The following is a 24348-nucleotide window of genomic DNA, read 5'->3' as shown; positions in this document are numbered from 1 at the left end:
GTCGCAAATAAAAACAAGTTTATGAGGGAGCAAAGTTGTTTTCATTGTGGTTTAACTATTGAACAAAATGAAGAAATTGATTTTGATGATAAAAAGTTTTGTTGTGCTGGCTGTAAAACAGTGTATGAAATTTTCAGCAGCAACGATTTAACCTCTTATTATGATTTCGAAAAATCGCCTGGTGCCACACCACAGGACATTGCAGGAAAATACGATTTTTTAGATAATGAAGCCATACTTTCAAAAGTATTGGAATTTCAAGAAGGAAACACGGCTATTGTTTCTTTAAATATTCCGCATATCCATTGCAGTTCTTGTATTTGGATTTTAGAAAATTTAAACCGATTACAGCCTGGAATTAGTATTTCTCAGGTTAATTTCCATGAAAAAAGAGTTCGAATCACGTTCAATTCAGATACTGTTTCTTTAAAAGAAATCGTGTATATGTTGAGTTCAATTGGTTACGAGCCTTACATCAGTTTAGAAAATTACGAAACAGGAAAAACAAAAGTAGACAGAAGTTTAACCTATAAATTGGGTGTCGCTTTTTTCTGTTTTGGTAATATCATGCTGCTTTCATTTCCCGAATATTTCGAAATGAAAGAATTCTGGTTGGATAGCTACAAACCGTTCTTCCGATTATTGATTTTCTTATTGGCATTGCCAAGTTTTTTATATTCTGCAAGCGGATATTATGTTTCGGCGTATCACAGTATCAGAACTCGAATGCTCAATATTGATATTCCTATTGCGCTGGGAATTATCGTGATGTTTATTCGTAGTACTTACGATATGCTTATGGATCACGGGCCTGGTTTCTTCGATAGTTTAGCAAGTTTGGTATTTTTTATGCTGCTTGGTAAAATGTTCCAGATTAAAACGTATAGTTTTTTAAGTTTTGAAAGGGATTTTAAATCTTATTTTCCCATTGCTGTAACCAAAATCAATAAAGATGCTTCAGAAGATAATGTTGCGATTTATGATGTTGTTAAAGGTGATCGTTTATTGATTCGTAATCAGGAATTGATTCCGGTTGATGGAATTTTAATCAGCGAAAACGCCGATATTGATTATAGTTTCGTGACAGGAGAAGCCGTTCCGATTACTAAAAAATCGGGAGATAAAGTTTTTGCAGGAGGGAAGCAGATTGGAAAAGTAATCGAAATGGAAGTTTTGCATTCGGTTTCTCAAAGTTATTTAACCCAACTGTGGAGTAACGAAATTTTTCAGAAAAAAGTAGATCAAAAACACAAGACCATTACAGATGCAATAAGCCGTTATTTTACCCCTATTTTATTGCTGATTGCATTTGCTGGTTTTGGTTATTGGATTTCTATAGATGCCAATATCGCTTTTAATGTTTTTACAGCGGTTTTGATTGTGGCTTGTCCTTGTGCATTGGCATTAACGGCTCCTTTTACTTTTGGTAATATTTTGAGGATTTTAGGAAAGAAGAAATTCTATCTCAAAAATGCTGTTGTGATTGAACAATTGGCTAAAGTTGACACGATTGTTTTCGATAAAACAGGAACCATTACAACCAATAAAAAATCCAATATTTTATATGAGGGAAATGTTATTTCAGATGAAAATAGTGTTCTGATTAAGAATGTTTTACGTGCTTCAAATCACCCTTTAAGCAGAATGCTGTATGACTTTTTGCCCGAAACAAAAAGGATTAATGTTTTTGAATTTCAGGAGATTACTGGAAAAGGGATTTTGGCTGTTGCCGAAAATAAAGAAATTAAAATTGGTTCAGGGCAATTTGTGGATAATTTGGTTTCTGATGGTTCCGAAATTGAAAAAACGGCTTTGCATATTAAAATTGATGGAATTTATTTCGGAAGATTTGTTTTTCAAAACCAGTATAGAGAAGGATTGGAAATACTTTTTTCAAAACTGAATAAAGACTACGAAATCAAAGTACTTTCTGGAGATAATGATGGAGAAAGAGCCAATCTTGAAGCTATTCTGCCCAAAAATACCGAATTAGTATTCAATCAAAAACCAGATCAGAAACTCGAATTTATAAAAAAACTTCAGGAAAACGGCAGGAATGTTATGATGGTAGGAGATGGTTTGAATGATGCTGGAGCATTGGCACAAAGTAATGTCGGAATTTCGATTTCAGAGAATGTAAATGTCTTTTCACCCGCTTGCGATGCCATTTTAGACGCTTCAGAATTCTCACGGTTAAATTACTTTTTAAAGCTTTCTCATAAGGCGATTTTTATCATCAAGATGAGTTTTGGCTTATCATTGCTCTACAACGTTGTCGGACTGACTTTTGCGGTTACTGGAAACCTGCTTCCGATAGTTGCAGCAATCATTATGCCGTTGAGTACAATTACCATTGTCAGTTTTGTTACTTTTATGTCTAACTATTTCAGTAAGAGTAATTTAGAATAGTTTTAAATAATTCAAAAGATATTTTTTTTATTTTTATTATTCTTCTCTGAGCATGATAATTATCATATTTTAAACGCCGATTGCCTAGTAATTTTGTTAACATAAATTTACGGTATGAGTGTTATTTATCTTTTAATTTCAGTAAGTATTTTCGTAGCAATTTGTTTCTTTATTGCTTTCATTATTGCTGTCAAATCTGGCCAGTACGACGACGATTATACACCTTCAGTCAGAATTCTTTTTGACGATGAGACCAAAATTATTTCCCAAAATAATAATTCACCAATCGAAGAAAAACAAGTATAATTATGGAAATGGAACAGTTTTATTACGACAACAAAATTGTAAAAAAATTCATTTACGCCACAATACTCTTTGGAGTTGTGGGTATGTTAGTGGGGCTTACCCTTGCGGTAATGTACCTTTTTCCCAACATCACAGATGGGATCTCGTGGCTTAGCTACGGCCGTTTAAGACCATTACACACCAACGCTGTTATTTTTGCCTTTGTGGGTAATGCCTTCTTTGCCGGAATGTATTATTCTATGCAGAGATTGCTAAAAGCCAGAATGTTTAGTGATTTTTTAAGTAATCTGCATTTCTGGGGCTGGCAGTTAATTATTGTTGCTGCAGCGATTACACTTCCTTTAGGTTATACTTCTTCTAAAGAATATGCAGAATTAGAATGGCCAATTGATATTGCAATCGCGTTAATCTGGGTGGTAATGGGAATCAACATGATTGGTACCATGTTGCGCCGTAGAGAGCGCCACTTGTATGTAGCAATCTGGTTTTATCTAGCAACATTTGTAACAGTAGCGGTATTACACATTTTTAACAATATTGAAATTCCGGTTTCAGCTTTAAAAAGTTATTCTGTTTATGCTGGAGTTCAGGATGCATTAGTGCAGTGGTGGTATGGACACAATGCGGTAGCTTTCTTCTTGACTACTCCGTTTTTAGGATTGATGTACTATTTTGTGCCAAAGATTGCCAACAGACCTGTTTATTCTTATAGATTATCAATTATTCACTTTTGGTCTTTAATCTTTATTTATATCTGGGCGGGGCCTCACCACTTATTATATTCTGCATTGCCAAACTGGGCTCAGAATTTAGGAGTAGCTTTCTCAGTAATGTTAATTGCTCCATCTTGGGGAGGTATGATTAATGGACTTTTAACGCTAAGAGGTGCTTGGGATAAAGTTCGTGAAGAACCAGTTTTAAAATTCTTTGTAGTAGCAATTACAGGATACGGAATGGCAACGTTTGAAGGGCCGATGCTTTCTCTTAAAAATGTAAATGCTATTGCGCACTATACAGATTGGATCGTTGCCCACGTACACGTTGGAGCTTTAGCTTGGAATGGTTTTATGTCATTTGCGATTATATATTGGTTGATTCCACGAATGACAAAAACAGATTTGTTCTCTAAGAAATTGGCAAACTTTCATTTCTGGATTGGTACTTTAGGGATTATCGTTTATACAATTCCGTTATATGTAGCTGGTTTTCAACAAGCTTCTATGTGGAAACAATTTAATCCAGATGGAACTTTAACTTATGGTAACTTCCTTGAAACCGTAACGGCTATTATGCCAATGTATTGGATGAGAGCCATTGGTGGTACTTTGTACTTAGTAGGTATGCTGACATTGGTTTATAACATCATAATGACAGTTAGACAAGGTTCGCCAGTGGAAGACGAATTAGCTCAGGCTCCTGCTTTACAAAGAATCAGCAGCGGAAGAGTAAGAGGAGAGAAATTCCACTCTTGGTTAGAAAGAAAACCAATCCAATTGACAATTCTGGCTACAATCGCCATTTTAATTGGAGGTATCATTCAGATTGTACCAACGATTATGGTAAAATCAAATATCCCGACAATTTCAAGTGTAAAACCATATACGCCGTTAGAATTGGAAGGACGTGATTTATACATCAGAGAAGGTTGTGTGGGTTGTCACTCACAGTCAGTTCGTCCATTTAGAAGTGAAGTAGAACGTTATGGAGTACAATCAAAAGCTGGAGAATTTGTTTACGATCATCCATTCTTATGGGGATCAAAACGTACGGGGCCTGATTTATTAAGAGTTGGAGGTAAATACAATGATAACTGGCACTTTAACCACATGTGGAATCCGCAAAGTACATCTGCTGGATCAATTATGCCAGGATACAAATGGTTATTTGACAACAAACCTCTAGATATTTCTTTAACACAAAAGAAAATGCAAGCCATGATTTCTTTAGGTGTGCCTTACAGTGCAGAAGAAGTTGCAAATGCTCAAAAAGCGTTGAGAGATCAAGCAGTTAAAATTGAAAAGAGCTTAGAAAGCGATCCTGACTTTGTAAAAAGTTATGAAGACAGCAAGAAAAAAGCGGCTGCAAAAGGAGAGCAATTCGTTCCAATGAACGAAAGAGAAATTGTTGCTTTGATTGCTTACATTCAAAGACTTGGTACTGATATTAAAGTAAAAGAAACTACTAAATAACAGCATTATGTTCGAACAAATAAAACACAATATGGAAACAATATCGGGTGTAGAATTATACCCGATTATTTCCCTCTTGATTTTCTTCTTCTTTTTTGTAGGATTAGGCTTTTGGGTATTCTCTTATAGAAAAGATAAAATTCAGGAAATGAGTAGTATTCCTTTAGATGAAGGGCTTGTTGTAATTACAAAAGAGATATAAAAATGAAAAAGTTTTTCCCAGTATATGTTAGAGTACCGTTGATTTTCTTCATCGTCTTTGGTTTGATGGAGTATTTCGTAGACTCAGGTGACAGAGCAGCATTTATAAAATACCCAATGGTGTCGCTGTTTTTATTTGTCTTCTTGTTCATTTTAATTGCAATTGAGATTACGCTTAGTGCTGTAAATCGTGTCATGTATCAATTAATGACACCAGAAGAAAAAGCGCAAAAAGAATATGAAGAAAGCCTTAGTTTCAAAGAGAGCACTTGGTTTAAAGATTTAATGCAGAAATTAACTAAAACATCTCCAATTGAAAAAGAAGGCGAGTTGTTAATGGATCATGATTATGACGGAATCAAAGAGCTTGACAATAATTTACCGCCTTGGTGGGTGTATTTGTTCTACATCTGTATCATTTTCGGAGTTATTTATGTAATTCGTTATGATGTTTTAGGAGCTGACAATCAAGAAATGGAGCTGAAAAAAGAAATGGCTCAGGCGAAAATTGATGTTGAAGAATACCTGAAAACTGCTCCAGATTTAATGGATGAAAAAACGGTTGTTTTGCTTACTGATGAAGCAAGTTTAGCAGCAGGAAAAGAAATCTTTACCACAAACTGTGCAGCTTGTCATAGAGCAGATGCAGGAGGGCAGATTGGGCCAAACTTGACAGATGATAAATGGATTTTAGGAGGTGGAATTAAGAATTTATTCCACACCATTACAAACGGAGGCCGAGATGGTAAAGGGATGATTTCATGGAAAGGAACCTTAAAACCAAAAGAAATCCAGAAAGTTGCGAGTTACATTTTGTCTTTACAAGGCAGTAATCCAAAAGATCCGAAAGAACCGGAAGGAGAGGTTTGGGTAGATGAAAGTGCCCCAATCAACGATGCAACAGCCGTTGCACCCAAAATAGATACCACAGCAGTTAAAAAATAATTAGAATACAATATCATGTCAAATTTACCAGACGAAGCGTTTAGAGATACCATTGGAACTATAGATGAAGGTGGTAAACGGAAATTTATTTTCCCTAAAAAACCGTCTGGTAAATTTTACGATTATAGAAAAATTGTCAGCTATGTTTTATTGGCAATTCTCTTCATAAATCCGTTTATTAAAGTAAATGGAAACCAATTTATGATGTTCAACGTTTTAGAACGTCGTTTTAATATTTTTGGATTTCCTTTCTGGCCTCAGGATTTTTACCTCTTTGTAATTTCAATGCTTATCGGAGTTGTATTTGTACTCTTGTTTACAGTTGTTTTTGGAAGGATTTTTTGTGGCTGGATTTGTCCGCAGACTATTTTCCTCGAATTGGTTTTCCGCCGAATAGAATATTGGATTGATGGAGATCGTGGTGCGCAATCCCGTTTGGCAAGGCAAGAATGGAACGCGGAGAAAATTAGAAAAAGACTTCTTAAATGGACTATTTTCTTTGTGATTTCTTTTCTTATTGCCAATGTATTTCTAGCTTATTTAGTTGGAAGCGACAAATTGTTTTTAATGATAGAACAAGGTCCAATTGAACAGGCAAGTAACTTTATTGCGCTTCTTATTTTTACAGGTGTTTTTTACTTTGTATTTGTCTGGTTTCGTGAACAGGTTTGTATCATTGCTTGTCCCTACGGAAGGTTACAAGGAGTTCTTTTAGATAATAAATCAATTAATGTTGCTTATGATTTTGTACGTGGAGAAAAAGAAGAAGGACGTGCAAAATTCAAAAAAAATGAAGATCGGGCATTAACAGGAAAAGGAGATTGTATAGATTGTTTGCAATGCGTTCATGTTTGCCCAATGGGAATTGATATTCGAAACGGAACACAGCTGGAATGTACCAATTGTACAGCCTGTATCGATGAGTGTGATCATATCATGGAATCGGTTGGATTACCAAAAGGTCTTATTCGTTATGCTTCTGAAGATGAAATTGCTAAAAAAGAACCTTTCAAGTTTACAACAAGAATGAAAGGATATACAGCAGTTCTCTTTATTTTATTAAGTATTTTTGTGGGAATGCTGTTTTTAAGAACTGATGTTCAGGCAGTTGTTCTGCGTTTGCCAGGACAGTTATTCCAGCATAATGGAGATAAAATCAGTAATGTTTACACTTATAAAATTGTAAACAAAACGATGAAAGATTACAATGATATTCATTTTGAGTTAATTGACCAGAAAGGCGAAATTAAGAATGTTGGAAAAAGACATTTTAAAGTTGCTAAAGAAGGAATTTCTCAGGGAACATTATTTATAGAAATAAAAGAAGTTTTATTAGAAAGTGATAAAACAAAAGTAAAAATAGGAGTTTACAATGGTTCTGAACTCATAGAAACAACCACAACAAATTTCTTAGGACCACGCAGTTTTAATTAAAAATTATAGTATCATGAAAATTAATTGGGGTACCGCAATTGTCATTGCATTCGGATTGTTTATGACATTTATATTATATTTTGTTTTCGAAGTACAGTCAAATTCTAAATATGATAATGATTTGGTTGTCGAAGAATACTACAAACATGACACGCATTTTCAGGAAGAAATGGCGAGAATTCAAAACGCTCACGATTTACAGCATAAACCATCAATCAAATACACAGATAATGGTGTAGCTGTAACTTTTCCTGCTGGATTTGAAAGTGATAAAGTACATGGAAATATCTTGTTGTACCGACCTTCAAATAAAAAATTCGATTTCAATACCAAAATTGCTTTAACGAACTCTTCTATACTTATTCCACAGAAAAAATTAATAAAAGGACGCTGGGATGTTAATATGGAATGGCAATATGAAGGCAAAAAATATTTAACTAAAGAAGTAATTTACGTAAACTAATTGCATAATGTTATTTTCAGCTTTCTTTTTAGGTCTTATCAGTAGCCTGCACTGCGTTGGAATGTGCGGGCCAATTGCTATGATGCTTCCTGTAGACAGACAAAATGAAGCCAAAAAAGTAATGCAGATTTTGACTTATCATTTCGGAAGATTGACTGCTTATGCTACAATTGGATTAATTTTTGGATTATTAGGCAGAGGTTTTTTTCTTGCCGGATTACAGCAGAAAATGTCCATTATTATTGGCGTAATCATGATTATCGTGGTTTTGATTCCAGAGAAAAAATTTGCGAATTATAATTTTTCAAAACCAGTTTATAAAATCATATCTAAGATTAAATCAAACCTTGGAGCTCAATTTAAAAATAAGAGTTATAAATCTCTTTTTACAATTGGTCTCTTAAACGGATTTCTGCCTTGCGGGATGGTTTATGTTGCGCTGTTTGGAGCAATTGCAATGCAAAGCGCTGGTTTTGGGATTCTTTATATGCTCTTATTTGGAATCGGAACGATCCCGTTAATGACCATTGTAGTGTATGTAAATTCATTACTAAAATTGCCTTTCAGAAATAAAATCCAAAAGGCAATTCCGTATGTTGCTGTTATTATTGGAGTCTTGTTTATTCTTAGAGGATTAGGACTTGGAATTCCATATATTTCTCCTTCTAATATGAGTTTATTTGTACAGCAGACTCCAAACTGCCATTAAACATTGAGTATAATTTTTAACACATAGAAACATAGGTTTCATTATCGATAAAAAGGTATTTCCCTTATTGAAAAAACAATAGCTATGTGTGAGAAATATATTTCTCTGTATTATTCTTTATTCACACTAAAAAACTATATTTCTATGTGTTTAATATTTTTTTGAATTATAGTTGATTAAAAATTAATTATACAGTCATCGAAAACAAGTTGGTTTCCGGTGACTTTCTTTTTAGATGTAAATCGAAAGCCATACAAATATTACGTACAAAAGGCCTTCCTTTTTCTGTGATTTTAATTGAATTTTCTTCAATAACAATTAAACCATCATTTTCTATTTCTTGTAAAGCAATTAAAACTTCAGGAAGTTCAGTGAAATTTAAAGATTCTTCTGTCCAGGAAGTTTGAAGCTCACAGGTTAAATTCAGAATGTGTTTTCTAACAATTAAATCTTCTTCGTTTAAAATATGACCTTTTACAACTGGCAGTTTATCCCATTCTAATAATTGGTAATAATCTTCTAGATTTTTGGTGTTCTGGGCAAAACTGTACCAGCTATCACTGATTGAAGAAACACCTAAACCTATCATAACTTGTGTTTTTGAAGCACTGTACCCCATAAAGTTTCGGTGTAAATTACCATTGTGTGCTGCTTTGTATAAGCTGTCCGCTTCTAAAGCAAAATGATCCATTCCTATTTCATGATAACCGTTTTGCGAAAGCAATTTTTTTCCTGTTTCATAAAGCTGTCTTTTTTCGGCATCTTTTGGCAGGTTTTCGTCGTTAAAGCCACGTTGTCCGTTTCCTTTTATCCACGGCACATGAGCATAACTGTAAAAAGCCAAACGATCTGGTTTTAAAGAATTTGTTTTTTCAACCGTATCAATAACATCTTCGATAGTTTGAAATGGAAGTCCAAAAATTATATCGTGACCTATAGAAGTATAACCAATTTCTTTGGCCCAAAATGTCACTTTAGCAACATTATGAAACGGCTGAATTCGGTTAATGGCTTGCTGTACTTTTGCAGCATAATCCTGAACTCCAAAACTCACTCGGCGAAAGCCTAAATCATATAATTTTTTTAATTGTTCGTGAGTAGTATTATTGGGATGGCCTTCAAAACTAAATTCATGGTTTTCAGCTTTTACAGCATAACTGAATATTCCATTAATCAGCAATTCTAGGTTTTCTTTAGAAAAGAATGTTGGTGTTCCACCTCCTAAATGAATTTCTTTAATAACAGGTTTTGCGGGAAGTATTTTACAGTACAAATACCACTCTTTTAAAAGTGCTTTAATGTAAGTTTCTTCAACAGAATGATTTTTGGTAATTCGTTTGTTGCATCCGCAGAAAGTACACATGCTTTCGCAGAAAGGCAGATGAATATATAAACTAATCCCGTTTTTTGAATTGCTTTCAGAAAATGATTTTTGTAAAGAAGTGATCCATTTTTCAGTTGTGAAATCAGCTTCGTTCCAATACGGAACTGTCGGATAACTTGTATATCTTGGACCAGGGACATTGTATTTTTGTGTCAAAGAGATTTTCATAATGACGGATTTAGTTTACCTCAAAATTAAAACTTCGATGACCGACATAAAATGACAAATATCATATAAAAGACAAAAAAAAGAGGCTCAATGTTGAACCTCTTTAGCTGAATTAAATAACTAACGTGAAATAGAATCTTGGATGATTTTATGCCATTTTTTCGCAAACTGATGATCTTGATAAACGCTTATTTGTTTAATGCGGTCATCATCAAAATCATAGAATGGAATTATAATCTTTTTAGATGTTTCTTTGTCCTGAAATTCGAAATCAATTTTAATAATCGTATCCGAATTCGCGTCTGTGGTCGGAATCAATTTGCAAGAAGCAATTGTGTTTAAATCGACAAACATAGATTCCTGCTGATTTGGATTGAAATTCATCAATATAAACTTGTTGTTTTTTTGATCCAATGTCAAAGTTTTATTATTAATTGATTCTGTTAAATCAAAACTCTCTGGATTAGAAGGATTGAATCTCTTCTTAATATTTAAGATTCTCGATTTACTGGCAGCGCTTGAGCGAGCAGAAAAATATACTGGAATTGCGACAATAATTAAAATCACAATACCCATAATGGTAGTTGTAGTTTCCATGATGTTTTTTAATGAAATAAATAAAATGATGTAAACCAGCTTTCAATTAGAAAATGGTTGCAGTTTGAAGAATTAATCTTCGGCTAAAATCAAGTTTTATTTACCAGAAAAAATGGAAAGCATAGAGTATGACTAAAACCTTTTTACTTTGGGTTGTAAATAGTTTAGTGTATGCTGTGACAGTAGTAACAGTTTGATGCTGTGGGATAAGCGGTAAAAATGAATCCAAGCATTTTAGTATCCCAGACGAATAGCTTTTGATGTTTGCTGCAAATTGATAACTGCCTTGCGGCTGAATAAATGCAGACGAATCTCCAGTCTCTTTACAGAAATTGGTATCCGTTTTTTGCGTTTCAGTTATTTGCATAGAAGCGGTGTCTGCTTGATAAGCAAACAAACCTGCAATCAGAAGTGCAATAAAAATAACGGTTTTACGAATCCAATTCATGTCGGCGAATTTAAGTCATAAAACACAATTAATGAAATTTTATAGAATTAATTAACAAACAAAAATTATCCCCAGTCTTTTTGATTAAAAAACTGAGGATTTATGAGTTTATTGTTGCATTTTAAAGTAATAATCTGCAGAATGTTTACCGCTTCCATAAAACAAGAAGAAGATGCAGACAAGCAGGACGACTATAGCTAGAAGTAAGCTTTCGGAGTGCATTTTTCCCATAAAGTTTATGAGAACAGCACCAAATAAAATAGGCAGTTGAGCCGCAATTGCCCAACGAGTTAATAGTCCAAAAATAATCATTATACCACCAATCATATGAGCAGGAGCAATGTAATGCAGCATAAACATTCCTCCTCCAAATTTATCAATAGGGGAAATTAAATCATGCAGGTACTGAATATTGGTGACAAACGAGACACCTTTCATAAATAAAAATCCACCCAAAACAATACGTACTAGATCAACTGGTAAATAAGTGTGCGAGTTCGCCCATTTATTCAAACTTTTTACATTTTCCATGATGTTGTGTGATTAAAAATTGTATATAAAGTTACTAATTTTTGATCATATATGTATTTTAAATAGTCTAAAAATAAGTTTTTCGCTTTTTATTTAACGTATCGTTGTGAATTATTGAATCGTTAAACCTGAATTACACCCAGGTTAAATGGTTTTTGAATAGGAGCATGGTTTGCAGCTTCGATTCCCATTGAGATCCAGGTTCTAGTATCTAATGGATCTATGATAGCATCTGTCCAAAGTCTTGATGCTGCATAATAGGGAGAAGTCTGCTCGTCGTAGCGTGCTTTTATTTTATTGAAAAGTTCTGTTTCTTTAGCTTCATCAATGATTTCTCCTTTCGCTTTAAGCGAAGAAGCTTCAATTTGTGCTAAAACTTTTGCGGCTTGAGTACCACCCATTACGGCTAATTCTGCACTTGGCCATGCAAAAATTAATCTTGGGTCATACGCTTTGCCACACATCGCATAATTTCCAGCTCCGTATGAATTTCCGACAATAACAGTAAATTTTGGTACAACAGAATTACTTACGGCATTTACCATTTTAGCACCGTCTTTAATAATACCGCCATGTTCCGATTTTGAACCAACCATAAATCCGGTAACGTCTTGTAAAAACACCAACGGAATTTTTTTCTGATTACAATTGGCAATAAAACGAGTCGCTTTATCAGCACTGTCAGAATAAATGACGCCACCAAACTGCATTTCACCTTTTTTAGTTTTTACCACTTTACGCTGATTGGCTACAATTCCTACTGCCCAACCATCAATTCTGGCATAACCAGTTATAAGAGATTGTCCATAACCGTCTTTGTAAGCTTCAAATTCTGAATTATCAACCAAACGTTTGATGATTTCCATCATATCATATTGTTCCGTTCTGGCTTTTGGAAGAATTCCGTAAATATCGTTTGGTTCTAAAGCTGGTTTTTCCGCTTTGATTCGGCTGTAGCCTGCTTTATCAAAATCTCCAATTTTATCTACAATATTTTTGATTTTGTCTAAAGCATCTTTATCATCTTTCGCTTTATAATCGGTAACACCAGAAATTTCACAATGAGTTGTGGCACCGCCTAAAGTTTCATTATCAATCGTTTCGCCAATTGCTGCTTTTACCAAATAACTTCCCGCAAGGAAAATACTTCCGGTTTTATCGACAATTAAAGCTTCGTCACTCATAATCGGCAGATAAGCACCGCCGGCCACACAGCTTCCCATAACGGCAGCAATCTGTGTAATTCCCATACTGCTCATTTGAGCGTTGTTTCTAAAGATACGTCCGAAATGTTCTTTATCTGGGAAAATTTCATCCTGCATTGGAAGATAAACTCCTGCGCTGTCTACAAGATAAATAATAGGAAGTCGGTTTTCCATAGCAATTTCCTGTGCACGAAGGTTTTTCTTTCCTGTTATTGGAAACCATGCGCCGGCTTTTACGGTAGCATCATTAGCAACAACAATACATTGTTTCCCTTTGATGTAACCAATTTTCACCACCACACCGCCAGATGGACATCCGCCGTGTTCTGGATACATTCCTTCTCCAGCAAAACCGCCAATTTCAATACTTTTAGAATTTTCGTCCAATAAATAAGCGATTCTTTCACGAGCCGTCATTTTACCTTCAGCATGCAGTTTTTCGATACGTTTTTCGCCTCCGCCTAATTTTACTTTAGCAAATTTTTGTTTTAATTCAGAAAGGAGCAGTTTATTGTGATCTTCGTTTTTATTGAAGTTTAAATCCATGATATAGTATTGATTTTACAAAATAATGTTGGCTAATTTACAAAATCAATTGAAATAAATGAGTGGCTTTAGGAATTAAGAAATAGTTTGTAAATGTTTTTTTGATGTATTTTTCAAAATAGGCAGTAGAAGCATAAATCAATTATTTTTCTTTATTTTGCCATTTCATACTAATTAGTATTTTTTATGTCAAAAGCGGCAAATACGAGACTGAACATTCTTCATAAAGCCTTTGAGTTGATTTATACCAATGGCTATCAAACTACAAGTATTGATGAAATAATTGCAACTACGCAGGTTACGAAAGGAGCTTTTTATTACCATTTTAAAACAAAAGACGAAATGGGAGTTGCTATTATTGAAGAAATTCTTAAGCCAACTATGCAGGAATATTTCATAAAACCAACAGAAGCTTCTCAAAATCCAATTGAAGATTTTTATAATATGATTTCGTATTTACTGCTCGAAGATCCTTTTCTGCAGGTAAAATATGGTTGTCCAGTTGGCAATCTTACGCAGGAAATGACGCCATGGAATAACAGGTTTAGTGAAGCTTTAGCGGAATTGGTTGATCTATGGAAAAAGACGATCATAGATTCAATCGAAAGAGGAAAAGAGTCGGGTTTAATCCGTAAAGATGTTGTTGGTGAACAAGTGGCATTTTTTATCTTATCAGGCTATTGGGGAATACGAAATTTTGGAAAACTCCAAAATGATAATTCGTCGTATCTCATTTATTTAAAAGAACTTAAGAGCTATTTGAATGGCTTGAAGTAAAATTATTTTTCAAAAACATACTAGTTGGTATGTTTTTTTAGATATATTTGCATTGTCAAAATCAAAAAACAATGTATCAAACACTTTTAGTTGGCCATTCTTTTATGCGATGGCTCGTATTGTTAAGCTTATTATATGCTATTTTTATTGCTTACAAAGGTTATTCTCAAAAACTTTCTTTTACTAAGAAAGATAATTTGCTGCGTCACTGGACAGCTACAATTGCTCATATCCAGCTTCTTTTAGGAATATTGGTTTATCTGCAGAGTCCGATTGTGAAATATTTCTGGAGAAATTATAAAGAAGAATTTCAAAATCTGGATGCTTCATTTTTCGGACTAATTCACATTGTTTTGATGTTAGTTGCTATAATCATCATCACAATTGGTTCCGCTTTAGCGAAAAGGAAACTTTCAGATCAACAGAAATTCAAAACGATGCTAGTTTGGTTTTCTGTTGCCTTAATCATCATTTTTATTGCCATTCCATGGCCGTTTTCACCTTTTGCCAATCGACCTTATTTTAGATAATTATGAAAAATTTATTTCAAACCAATACTGGACGTTTACGAATTATTGGATTCCTTGAAGGAACATCTCTTTTGATTTTACTTTTTATAGCAATGCCAATGAAATATATTTTTGAAATGCCATTTTTAACGAGGCCTGTAGGAACCATTCACGGCGCTCTGTTTTTGCTTTTTATATTTAATGCTTTAAGTGTTGGAGTAGAGCAGAACTGGAAATTTAGGGATACAACTTGGAAAGTGCTTTTGGCTTGTGTAATTCCATTTGGCACTTTTTACATTGATTCTAGAATTCTAAGTAAAATTCAGAATTAGTGAAGTTATGATTTTTGTATTCAAAACAAACGTTGACAGCATTTCTAAAGTGAAAAAAGTTACGCCAAAACTAAATCAGTTATTTCCCAATTCAAAATGGAATTTTGATCTAGAAGATTGTGATAATATTCTACGATTTGAGTGTAAAGATGATATTATCGAGAAGGTAATTTTCTTAATGAAAGTAATTGGCTTTGAATGTGAAGTATTATAAAAACAAAAAAACATCCGTAGAAGCGGATGTTTTTTATATAAATTATAATTGAATTATTTTTTAGGTGCACAAACCATTCGTTTTAACATTGCCCATTGTTTTAGGGCATCACGAGCTTCAACTGCAGGATAACCCAGCATTGTTTTTCCAGCAGGAACGTCTCCAGTTACACCAGATCCTGCGCCAATGACAGCTCCGTCTCCAATAGTGGTGTGATCTTTTATAGAAGCGCTTCCGCCAATAATAACACCGTTTCCTAAAGTTACAGAACCTGCTAAACCACTGTTTCCAGCCATAATACAGAACTTTCCAAGTTTGCTGTTATGTCCAATTTGAACTAAATTATCTATTTTACAGCCATCTCCTAAAATTGTAGAACTGAATTTTCCGCGGTCAACACATGAATTTGCGCCAATTTCAACTCCGTTTCCAATGATTACATTTCCAATTTGCGGTATCTTTACTAGTCCTTTTTCACTGCAAGGACGAAATCCGAAACCATCTGCTCCAATGGTTGCGTTTGGATGAATGATACAATCACTTCCAACATGACAACGCTCTCGAATCACTGTTCCAGACCAGATAATAGTGTTTTTGCCAACTGTGGATTCGTCTAAAATAGTGACATTTGGGTAGATTACTGCATTGGCACCAATTTCGACTTTTGGCCCAATATAGCAACCAGCACCTATTTTGGCACCTTCGCCAATTACAGCGGTTTCATCTATAGTAGCTGTTCTGTGGATATTGTTATGAAAAATTGGAGTCGGCGGAGCAAAAAGAGCAAGAATTTGGGACATTGCCAAATCGGCATTTTTTACTTTTATAAAAGCACGATTTTCTCCAGGTTCAATCGAAATATCTTCGTTGACTACAGCAATGGATGCATTAGAAGTCGACCAGTATTTTTCATATTTTTTATTTCCAATAAATGAGATTTCTGAAGTCGTTGCTTTTTCTAATTGTTCTGTGGCGTTTATGGTTTGTGAAGTACTGCCGCAAATTACGCCATTAATAACTTCATTAATTTCTTGAATTGAATAGAATCTCATTGACAAATTTAATAGATTGTGGGTTATTTTTTGCCAAATAAAATGAATTACATTCTAATTACCTAATTAATTTTTTCGGTTTCTTAATAAAAAAATAAAATAATAATGTAATTTTTGAAAAATTAACATTTAAAATATTAATTTAATGAGAGTTTTTTAAGGTGTTGAATGGCTGTGACTTAGATTTTGAGTAAAATCAATTCGAAATTTAGAAGAAAAAATAAATTATTTAATTGTTAAGTGATGGATTACATTTGTTTTGTTAAATCACTTAATTGTTGATAGTTATAAAAAAAGCGATTCACTTTTAAGGAATCGCTTTCTGTAAATTATTCTTTAATTTTTGATAAAGAAACTGCGTTGATGCAATAACGTAAACCACTTGGTGGAGGTCCATCTGGAAAAATATGTCCCAAATGTGCATCACACACATTACATACCACTTCAACACGAACCATTCCGTATGACCTGTCGGCATGATATGCGATAGCATTTTCTTTGATTGGCTGTGTGAAAGAAGGCCATCCTGTTCCTGATTCAAATTTTTCACTTGCATCAAAAAGAACAGTTCCGCAGCACTTGCATTCGTAAATGCCAGGATCAAATAAACTGCATAATTCAGAGCTAAAAGATCTTTCGGTGCCTTTTAGACGTGTTACCTGAAATTCTTCTGGAGTTAAGATTTGTTTCCATTCTTCCTCCGTTTTTTCCACTCTTTTTTCAGGAGCTGGATTTCCTTTATTTGTAAAATGAATTACATCTGCCCATTTTATCATAACTATTTTTTTTAGTAAATATGAAAAGTTTAATTGTCAAAAGGGTAATTTTTATAACGCTTATATTCTCCGGTTTCGCAATTTATTTTAACTACATACTGTTTTAGATTTCTAGGAACTAAATCATTAGGAAGCGTTCCTGATTCAGTTTCTTCGCCAAATACATAATAACTATCTTTTGGGCCAACTTCAATTCCATTAATTGTAGTAGATCTAAAAACCTGATTTTTCCTTTTTTCTTTTAGGATCCGTTCGGCATCTTCTATTTTTATATTGCTCTTTTTTGCAAAACCATAATATCCAGCACTATCAGATACACTTATCTTTTTAATATGTTTGGATATTTCAGGGTTTATCCAGCCGTTTTCCCTGAAAAGTATTGGACTTAGCAGAAGCTCATTGTTAATTGTAGGATTATCAGAAAATCGGCAGTCATGGCTTCCGACATATCCTGTCATTCCATAATGTAAGTAAGCGTAATGATGGTATCCCGAAATGTAATAATGTAATTTGTTTTGTGTAGTAACTACAATCGTATCAGTTTTTAAAAATGCTTTGTAAGGAATATTAATTGATTGGTATTCGCTGGAAGAAGTTTTTTTATTAAACCCATTTTTAATTATTGTGTCATGGATGAATTTCCCTTCTCTTATGATCTGGAATTTAAGAATACTGATTTCGTTTTTCTTGAATTTTGCAAATTGAATCTCAGGCTGTTCAGTAATAAATTTGATGGAATCACATTCTTTTGAAAATGTGATTCCATCAATTTCGGCTTGTTTTTTACGGCTATTTGATGACCAAAAGAACCATACAATTATTATTGCTAATAATATAAATACTGTGCCTATAACTACTAAACAACCTTTGATGTATTTGTTCATTTATTCCTCTTCTTTCTGTCCCATCATCATTAAATAGGCTTTAAGGAAAGCGTCAATATTTCCGTTCATTACGCCATCGACATCGCTGGTTTCGTAACCTGTACGAACGTCTTTTACCAATTTGTAAGGCTGCATTACGTAATTACGAATCTGAGATCCCCATTCGATTTTCATTTTTCCAGCTTCAATATCAGCACGTTGGGCTTGTTGTTTCTTTAATTCAATTTCATACAATTGAGAACGAAGCATTTGCATAGCACGTTGTCTGTTATCTTGCTGAGAACGTGTTTCAGAACATTGAATCTGGATTCCAGTTGGTTTGTGAACCAATTGTACTTTTGTTTCCACTTTGTTTACATTCTGTCCACCAGCTCCACTCGAACGAGAAGTTGTAATTTCGATATCGGCAGGATTAATGTCGATTTCGATACTATCATCAACAAGCGGATAAACATAAACAGAAACGAACGAAGTATGACGTTTGGCATTACTATCAAAAGGCGAAATACGCACCAAACGGTGTACCCCGTTTTCTCCTTTTAAATATCCAAAAGAATAATCGCCTTCAAATTCTAGAGTTACGGTTTTAATTCCCGCAACGTCACCTTCTTGAAAGTTCAGTTCTTTAATTTTGTAGCCATAACTTTCTCCCCACATCATGTACATGCGCATCAGCATTCCAGCCCAGTCGCAACTTTCAGTTCCACCGGCTCCAGCAGTGATTTGAACTACAGCGCTTAAGCTGTCTCCTTCGTCAGAAAGCATGTTTTTGAATTCAATGTTTTCAATGTGCGATTGTGCGGCATTGTATTGTTCATCTAGTTCATCAACAGTAAGTTCTCCTTCTTTGTAGAAATCATAAGCCAGCTGTAATTCTTCTGTTAAAGAAACGGCTTTGTCATAATCTTCGATCCATTTTTTCTTGTTTCGAAGATTTTTTACAATGTTTTCGGCTTCTTTAGGATTGTTCCAGAAGTCGGGTGCAAACGTTTTTTCTTCTTCGTTGGCAATTTCGATTAGCTTGGCATCGACGTCAAAGATACCTCCTCAACGCACCAAGGCGCTCCACAATACCTTTTACTTGTTCGGCTGTTGTCATAAATTAATTAATAGGTTTTATATGTTTTTTATCAAAATTACGTTAATTTGGTCTATAGAAACGAGCGAGTTAAATTTTACTAAAACTTGCTGAGAATAACTATAAGTAATACGTAATTTTGCATACAAAAATAAGATATAGTTTTTAGAATATGGAAATAAATTTAATCAGCGATACCATAACCAAGCCTACTTATGAGATGCTGCAGTATATGTTTAACGCCCATGTTGGCGACGATGTATACAAACAAGACCCAACGGTGATTGAATTAGAAAACAGAACGGCTGAATTTTTTGGTATGGAAGCTGGCCTTTTTTTTCCGTCTGGAACTATGGCTAATCAAACTGCGATTAAACTGCATACGCAGCCTGGAGAGCAATTAATTGCAGATAAATATGCTCATGTTTATCATTATGAAGGAGGAGGAGTCTCTTTTAACAGCGGGGTTTCCTGTTGTTTAGTTGATGGGAATCGCGGGATGATAACAGCGGCACAAGTTGCAGCGGCAATAAACGATCCAGAATTTTATCATAGTCCGTTAACCAGTTTGGTTTGTGTTGAAAATACAACCAATAAAGGTGGTGGTGCTTGTTATGAATTAGAAGATTTAAGAGAAATAAAAAAAGTTTGTGACGCCAATAACCTGAAATTCCACATGGATGGCGCTAGAATCTGGAATGCTTTGGTGGCAAAAAGACAGAATCCAAGAGAATTTGGAGCTATTTTCGATACCATTTCGGTTTGTTTATCTAAAGGATTAGGTGCTCCAATAGGTTCTGTATTGCTTGGAAGCAAAGCTGATATTCACAGGGCGTTGAGAATCAGGAAGATATTAGGGGGAGGAATGCGTCAGGTTGGGTATTTGGCTGCTGCTGGATTATATGCTTTGGCTCACAATATTGAAAGACTAGCTGAAGATCATCGTCGAGCAAAAGAAATTGCAAAAATATTAAGTACAAAACAATGGATTGCATCCATTGAACCTGTTGAAACCAATATTTTGATTTTTTCATTAGCTGAAGGTTACAGCGACCAACTATTGATTGAAAAATTAAAACAGAAAAATATACTTATAAGTTCTTTAGGACATAATAAACTTCGTATTGTGACGCATTTAGATTACAAAGAAGTAATGCATACTTATGTTTTAGAAACACTTTCGAAGTTTTAGACAAAGTGACAAAGGTTCAAAGTAACAAAGCTTACAAAAAAAAGACGCATATTGCGTCTTTTTTGTTTTTTGAGTAAGAGAGAAGAAACCTTTGTTCCTTTGTAACTCTGTATCTTTGCTTCTTATTTAAACAAATTATCCATTCCAGGAATAGAAGGCATATCCATTCTTGCAACAGCGTCTAATTCTCTTTCATTAACATTTGTTGCTTTTTCAATTGCTTTGTTTAGAGTAACAATTAAATAATCTTCTAATTGCTCTTTATCTTCTAAAATAGAATCGTCGATAGAAATTGATTTTATTTTTCTGCTTGCAGTTATAGTAACTTTTAATAATCCGTCAGCGCTTTGTTCATCAATCAAAACTGTATCCAAACGCTTTTTTGTATCTTCAATTTTTTGTTGGGTTTCTTTAAGTTTACCCATCATTCCCATTAAATCCATTTTTGTTGATTTTTTAAATTGTTTCAGACAAAATTAGTATATTGCTGTATTATTTCAATAGAATATTTTAAGAAAAAATTAATTTGGTTCTATTGTGTTTGTACTATTTTTGCGTCTTTATTTTTAAAAATTAATGCTCATTCAATGCAAAATGATATATCGGCTCCAAAGGCCAAAATGATTCCAAAAACATTAAAAAAACATAAAGAATCCAGAATTGACAACTACTTCTGGCTGAACGATAGAGAAAATTCAGAAGTAATTGATTACCTAAATCAGGAGAATGCTTACTATGAAAATATGACTTCTCATACAAAATCTTTAAAAGATAATTTGTTTGAAGAAATGAAAGGGAGAATCAAAGAAGATGATTCTTCGGTTCCTTATTTTTATAATGGATATTTCTACATTACCCGTTTTGAAACAGGGCAGGATTATCCAATTTTTGCTAGAAAAAAAGGAAGTCTTGCTGCAGAAGAAGAAATTCTTTTTAACTGCAACGAAATGGCAAAAGGACATGCTTATTTCAAATTAGGAGGTTTGAGTATTAGTCCAGATAATAAATTTGCCAGTTTTGGAGTAGATATCGTCGGAAGAAGAATTTATACCATTCAAATTAAAAATTTAGAAACAGGTGAAATTTTAGCTGATAAAATAGAAAATGTTACAGGAGCTTCAGTTTGGGCAAATGACAACAATACTATTTTTTATGTAAGACAAGATCAGGTGACTCTAAGAGCTGATAAAGTTTTTAAACATAAATTGAATACAGCATCTGAAAAAGATGTTTTGGTTTTTGATGAAGTTGATGATACTTTTAATGTATCAATCAGCAAAGAAAAATCAAGAAAATATATCGTTATTGGTTCTGGAAGTACTTTAACAACAGAATACAGAATATTAAATTCAAATAATCCGGACGGAGAATTTGTTGTCTTTCAACCACGAGTTCGCGGATTAGAATATAGTATTTCGCATTATGAAGATTCGTTTTATATTTTGACGAATAAAGATAAGGCGACCAATTTTAAATTAATGAAAACGCCTGAAGATAAAACAGGAAAGAAAAACTGGGTAGATCTTATTCCGCACAGAGAAGATGTTTTATTGGAAGATATTGAAATATTCAAAAATTATTTAGTTGTAGAAGAACGTTCCAACGGGCTAAATCATATCCGAATTATGCCTTGGAATGACGAACCGGATTATTATCTTCCTTTTGGCAGTGAAACGTATAATGCTTACACGACAACTAATGTTGATTTTGATACCGATATTTTGCGTTACAGCTATCAGTCATTGGCAACACCATCTTCTGTAATTGATTTTAATATGAAAACTAAAACCAAAGAAATCTTGAAAGAACAAGAGGTTTTAGGTGGGAAGTTTGATAAAAATAATTATATCGAAGAAAGAGTTTGGGTAACAGCCAGAGATGGTGTGAAAGTGCCAATTTCGATGGTTTATAGAAAAGGACTAGAGAAAAATGGTAAAAATCCGTTATTGCTTTATGCCTACGGTTCGTACGGAATCACGATGGATACTTATTTCTCTTCGACAAGATTATCGCTTCTAGACCGCGGATTTGTTTACGCTATTGCGCATATTCGTGGAGGAGAAGATTTGGGAAGACAATGGTATGAAGATGGAAAACTGTTAAAAAAGAAAAATACCTTTACAGATTTCATTGATTGCTCTAAATTTGTAATAGACCAAAAGTATACTTCTTCCGATCATTTGTATGCAGAAGGAGGATCGGCAGGAGGTCTTTTAATGGGAGTGATTGTAAATGAAGCTCCTGAATTGTATAACGGAGTCATAGCTCAGGTGCCTTTTGTAGACGTAATTACCACAATGCTGGATGACAGCATTCCGCTTACAACTGGAGAGTATGATGAATGGGGAAACCCAAACAAAAAAGAATATTATGATTATATGTTGTCGTATTCACCTTACGATAATGTAAAAGCGCAGGAATATCCTAATATGTATGTGTCTACAGGATTACACGATTCGCAGGTACAATATTGGGAGCCAGCTAAATGGGTTGCAAAATTGCGAGATCTAAAAACAAATAATAAACTTTTATTTTTAGATACAAACATGGATGCAGGTCATGGTGGGGCTTCGGGACGTTTTGAGGCTTTGAAAGACTTAGCAAAAGAATTTAGTTTTTTGTTAGATTTAGAAAAAATTAAAAGCTAATTAGATTTTTTTTGTTAAATTTGCAACCTATCAAGGTTAATTAAAAATGCCCTTGATTAACTATTTTTTTATGAAAGAAGAAATAACCGCTTATAATAATGTTTTAGAGTTAATAGGTAACACCCCGCTTATTAAACTAAATAAAATCACCGAAGAGTTAGAAGGAAATTTCTACGCAAAGGTAGAAGCTTTCAATCCAGGTCATTCCTCAAAAGATAGAATAGCATTGTATATTATTGAAGAGGCCGAAAAAAGAGGAATTCTATCACCAGGAGATACCATTATTGAAACCACATCTGGAAATACAGGATTTAGTTTAGCAATGGTAAGCATTATTAAAGGTTACAATTGTATTTTAGCAGTAAGTTCAAAATCATCCAAAGATAAAATTGACATGCTGCGCAGTTTAGGAGCTAAAGTATATGTCTGTCCCGCTCACGTTTCTGCAGATGATGAAAGATCATACTATAATGTAGCAAAACGTTTACACGAAGAAACAAAAGGTTCAGTTTACATTAATCAATATTTTAACCAATTGAATATTGATGCTCACTACAACACTACAGGTCCAGAAATCTGGGAACAGACAAAAGGACAAATCACGCACTTAGTTGCTTGCAGCGGAACAGGAGGAACGATCTCAGGAACTGCAAAATTCTTAAAAGAAAAAAATCCAAATATTAGAATCTTAGGAGTTGACGCTTTTGGATCTGTGTTGAAAAAATACCACGAGACAAAAGAGTTTGACAGCAAAGAAATTTACCCTTACCGTATAGAAGGTCTTGGTAAAAACTTAATTCCGTCTGCTACAGATTTTGATATTATTGATAAATTCATGAAAGTAACCGACGAAGAGAGTGCTCACTCGGCAAGAGAAATCACTCGTAAAGAAGGGTTGTTTGTTGGATATACTTCTGGAGCAGTAATGCAGGCTATTAAGCAATATGCTGAAGAAGGCGAATTTACAAAAGAGAGTAATATTATCGCCATTTTCCCAGATCACGGTTCTCGTTACATGAGTAAAGTATTCAGCGATGACTGGATGAACGAACAAGGTTTCTTTGATAGTGTTAACGAAGAAGAAGCACAAAAAATTGAATTCGTAAAGTAACTACGTTACTTTTTTAAATATCAAACTCCATTCGTATTTGCGAATGGAGTTTTTTTTATGACCAAAAATTTAAAATAAGATATTAGGTATTTTTATGAAAAGAGCGTATTTATACGTAAGAAATTAGTAAGTTGATTAAATTTTGACTTGTATTTTAGTAATATCGTTAAAAGTGTAAAAATGTAATTTGACGATATAAAATGTCCGAAATTGTTTATTTTAACGAGTATTTCTGTAGGT

At 33.9% G+C, this 24348-nt stretch carries 25 protein-coding genes; 15 read left to right on the top strand and 10 right to left on the bottom strand.

All coding sequences use genetic code 11. From position 1 onward, the window contains the following. Window positions 1-21 precede the first annotated feature (21 nt). From GSY47_RS12770 to GSY47_RS12735, 8 genes are all read left to right on the top strand, one after another. On the top strand, window positions 22-2409 hold the full coding sequence (locus GSY47_RS12770) for a heavy metal translocating P-type ATPase (RefSeq protein ID WP_219071403.1): 2388 nt from the start codon (window positions 22-24) through the stop codon (window positions 2407-2409). 114 nt (window positions 2410-2523) lie between these two features. Continuing rightward, window positions 2524-2715 carry a cbb3-type cytochrome oxidase assembly protein CcoS gene (gene ccoS / locus GSY47_RS12765; protein ID WP_091491194.1) on the top strand — a complete coding sequence of 64 codons (192 nt, stop codon included), beginning with the start codon at window positions 2524-2526 and terminating at the stop codon, window positions 2713-2715. Window positions 2716-2717: 2 nt separating this feature from the next. Beyond that, window positions 2718-4904, top strand: coding sequence for a cytochrome-c oxidase, cbb3-type subunit I (ccoN, locus tag GSY47_RS12760; RefSeq protein WP_179004051.1), 2187 nt, complete (start codon window positions 2718-2720; stop codon window positions 4902-4904). 7 nt (window positions 4905-4911) lie between these two features. Next, entirely contained in the window at window positions 4912-5106 is a 195-nt protein-coding gene (locus tag GSY47_RS12755; RefSeq protein WP_091491191.1) for a CcoQ/FixQ family Cbb3-type cytochrome c oxidase assembly chaperone, read from the top strand. Window positions 5107-5108: 2 nt separating this feature from the next. Continuing rightward, entirely contained in the window at window positions 5109-6050 is a 942-nt protein-coding gene (locus GSY47_RS12750; protein ID WP_179004050.1) for a cbb3-type cytochrome c oxidase N-terminal domain-containing protein, read from the top strand. Between the two features lie 15 nt (window positions 6051-6065). After that, window positions 6066-7484 carry a cytochrome c oxidase accessory protein CcoG gene (gene ccoG / locus GSY47_RS12745; protein WP_179004049.1) on the top strand — a complete coding sequence of 473 codons (1419 nt, stop codon included), beginning with the start codon at window positions 6066-6068 and terminating at the stop codon, window positions 7482-7484. Window positions 7485-7497: 13 nt separating this feature from the next. Next, the gene (locus GSY47_RS12740; protein ID WP_179004048.1) at window positions 7498-7947 is read left to right on the top strand and encodes a FixH family protein; all 450 of its coding nucleotides are present in this window, start codon (window positions 7498-7500) and stop codon (window positions 7945-7947) included. A 7-nt stretch (window positions 7948-7954) separates the two neighbouring features. Beyond that, window positions 7955-8656: a sulfite exporter TauE/SafE family protein gene (locus tag GSY47_RS12735; protein ID WP_179004047.1), complete on the top strand. Its 702-nt coding sequence runs from the start codon at window positions 7955-7957 to the stop codon at window positions 8654-8656. A gap of 187 nt (window positions 8657-8843) precedes the next feature. Here the strand turns inward: GSY47_RS12735 and hemN are convergent, their stop codons facing one another. The 5 genes from hemN to GSY47_RS12710 all read right to left on the bottom strand — a co-directional run bounded on the left by hemN (window position 8844) and on the right by GSY47_RS12710 (window position 13535). Further along, entirely contained in the window at window positions 8844-10208 is a 1365-nt protein-coding gene (gene hemN / locus GSY47_RS12730) for an oxygen-independent coproporphyrinogen III oxidase (RefSeq protein ID WP_179004046.1), read from the bottom strand. Window positions 10209-10328: 120 nt separating this feature from the next. Continuing rightward, complete coding sequence (locus GSY47_RS12725) at window positions 10329-10805, bottom strand: hypothetical protein (protein WP_179004045.1); 477 nt, start codon at window positions 10803-10805, stop codon at window positions 10329-10331. 100 nt (window positions 10806-10905) lie between these two features. After that, window positions 10906-11253 carry a hypothetical protein gene (locus GSY47_RS12720; protein ID WP_179004044.1) on the bottom strand — a complete coding sequence of 116 codons (348 nt, stop codon included), beginning with the start codon at window positions 11251-11253 and terminating at the stop codon, window positions 10906-10908. 108 nt (window positions 11254-11361) lie between these two features. Continuing rightward, window positions 11362-11784 carry a DoxX family protein gene (locus tag GSY47_RS12715; protein WP_179004043.1) on the bottom strand — a complete coding sequence of 141 codons (423 nt, stop codon included), beginning with the start codon at window positions 11782-11784 and terminating at the stop codon, window positions 11362-11364. 122 nt (window positions 11785-11906) lie between these two features. Continuing rightward, a complete protein-coding gene (locus GSY47_RS12710; RefSeq protein WP_179004042.1) occupies window positions 11907-13535 on the bottom strand; it encodes an acyl-CoA carboxylase subunit beta in 1629 nt (542 codons plus the stop codon). Window positions 13536-13721: 186 nt separating this feature from the next. Between GSY47_RS12710 and GSY47_RS12705 the strand changes: the two genes are divergently transcribed. The 4 genes from GSY47_RS12705 (at window position 13722) to GSY47_RS12690 (ending at window position 15367) form a co-directional block, all read left to right on the top strand. Beyond that, on the top strand, window positions 13722-14312 hold the full coding sequence (locus tag GSY47_RS12705) for a TetR/AcrR family transcriptional regulator (protein WP_179004041.1): 591 nt from the start codon (window positions 13722-13724) through the stop codon (window positions 14310-14312). A gap of 71 nt (window positions 14313-14383) precedes the next feature. After that, window positions 14384-14842, top strand: coding sequence for a hypothetical protein (locus GSY47_RS12700; RefSeq protein WP_179004040.1), 459 nt, complete (start codon window positions 14384-14386; stop codon window positions 14840-14842). A gap of 2 nt (window positions 14843-14844) precedes the next feature. Beyond that, on the top strand, window positions 14845-15153 hold the full coding sequence (locus GSY47_RS12695) for a DUF3817 domain-containing protein (protein ID WP_179004039.1): 309 nt from the start codon (window positions 14845-14847) through the stop codon (window positions 15151-15153). Window positions 15154-15160: 7 nt separating this feature from the next. Continuing rightward, complete coding sequence (locus tag GSY47_RS12690) at window positions 15161-15367, top strand: hypothetical protein (protein WP_179004038.1); 207 nt, start codon at window positions 15161-15163, stop codon at window positions 15365-15367. Window positions 15368-15420: 53 nt separating this feature from the next. Here GSY47_RS12690 and lpxD read toward each other — a convergent pair whose 3' ends face one another. The 4 genes from lpxD to prfB all read right to left on the bottom strand — a co-directional run bounded on the left by lpxD (window position 15421) and on the right by prfB (window position 19178). After that, window positions 15421-16419, bottom strand: coding sequence for a UDP-3-O-(3-hydroxymyristoyl)glucosamine N-acyltransferase (lpxD, locus tag GSY47_RS12685; protein ID WP_179004037.1), 999 nt, complete (start codon window positions 16417-16419; stop codon window positions 15421-15423). 329 nt (window positions 16420-16748) lie between these two features. Then, complete coding sequence (gene msrB / locus GSY47_RS12680; protein ID WP_109192736.1) at window positions 16749-17195, bottom strand: peptide-methionine (R)-S-oxide reductase MsrB; 447 nt, start codon at window positions 17193-17195, stop codon at window positions 16749-16751. A 29-nt stretch (window positions 17196-17224) separates the two neighbouring features. Then, window positions 17225-18079, bottom strand: coding sequence for a hypothetical protein (locus GSY47_RS12675; RefSeq protein ID WP_179004036.1), 855 nt, complete (start codon window positions 18077-18079; stop codon window positions 17225-17227). Then, window positions 18080-19178, bottom strand: a protein-coding gene (gene prfB, locus GSY47_RS12670) for a peptide chain release factor 2 (RefSeq protein WP_179004035.1) whose coding sequence is annotated in 2 segments (ribosomal slippage) — window positions 18080-19114 and window positions 19116-19178 — 1098 coding nt in all. Because the reading frame shifts where the segments join, the coding sequence is not laid out codon by codon here. Between the two features lie 151 nt (window positions 19179-19329). Between prfB and GSY47_RS12665 the strand changes: the two genes are divergently transcribed. Further along, the gene (locus GSY47_RS12665) at window positions 19330-20349 is read left to right on the top strand and encodes a threonine aldolase family protein (protein ID WP_179004034.1); all 1020 of its coding nucleotides are present in this window, start codon (window positions 19330-19332) and stop codon (window positions 20347-20349) included. A gap of 122 nt (window positions 20350-20471) precedes the next feature. On the opposite strand, the gene GSY47_RS12660 is transcribed toward GSY47_RS12665, so the two are convergent. Then, window positions 20472-20819 (bottom strand): YbaB/EbfC family nucleoid-associated protein, encoded by a 348-nt coding sequence (locus GSY47_RS12660; protein ID WP_256871116.1) that lies wholly within the window; start codon window positions 20817-20819, stop codon window positions 20472-20474. 117 nt (window positions 20820-20936) lie between these two features. Here GSY47_RS12660 and GSY47_RS12655 point away from each other — a divergent pair, with 117 nt between their 5' ends. Together GSY47_RS12655 and GSY47_RS12650 are read left to right on the top strand one after the other, a co-directional pair. Further along, window positions 20937-22997, top strand: coding sequence for a S9 family peptidase (locus GSY47_RS12655; protein WP_179004032.1), 2061 nt, complete (start codon window positions 20937-20939; stop codon window positions 22995-22997). 70 nt (window positions 22998-23067) lie between these two features. Then, on the top strand, window positions 23068-24108 hold the full coding sequence (locus tag GSY47_RS12650) for a PLP-dependent cysteine synthase family protein (protein WP_179004031.1): 1041 nt from the start codon (window positions 23068-23070) through the stop codon (window positions 24106-24108). Window positions 24109-24348: the final 240 nt, after the last annotated feature.

This window comes from Flavobacterium quisquiliarum (genome assembly GCF_019308285.1).
GTDB classification, from domain to species: Bacteria; Bacteroidota; Bacteroidia; order Flavobacteriales; family Flavobacteriaceae; genus Flavobacterium; species Flavobacterium quisquiliarum.
This window is presented reverse-complemented; position numbering and strand designations above follow the sequence as displayed.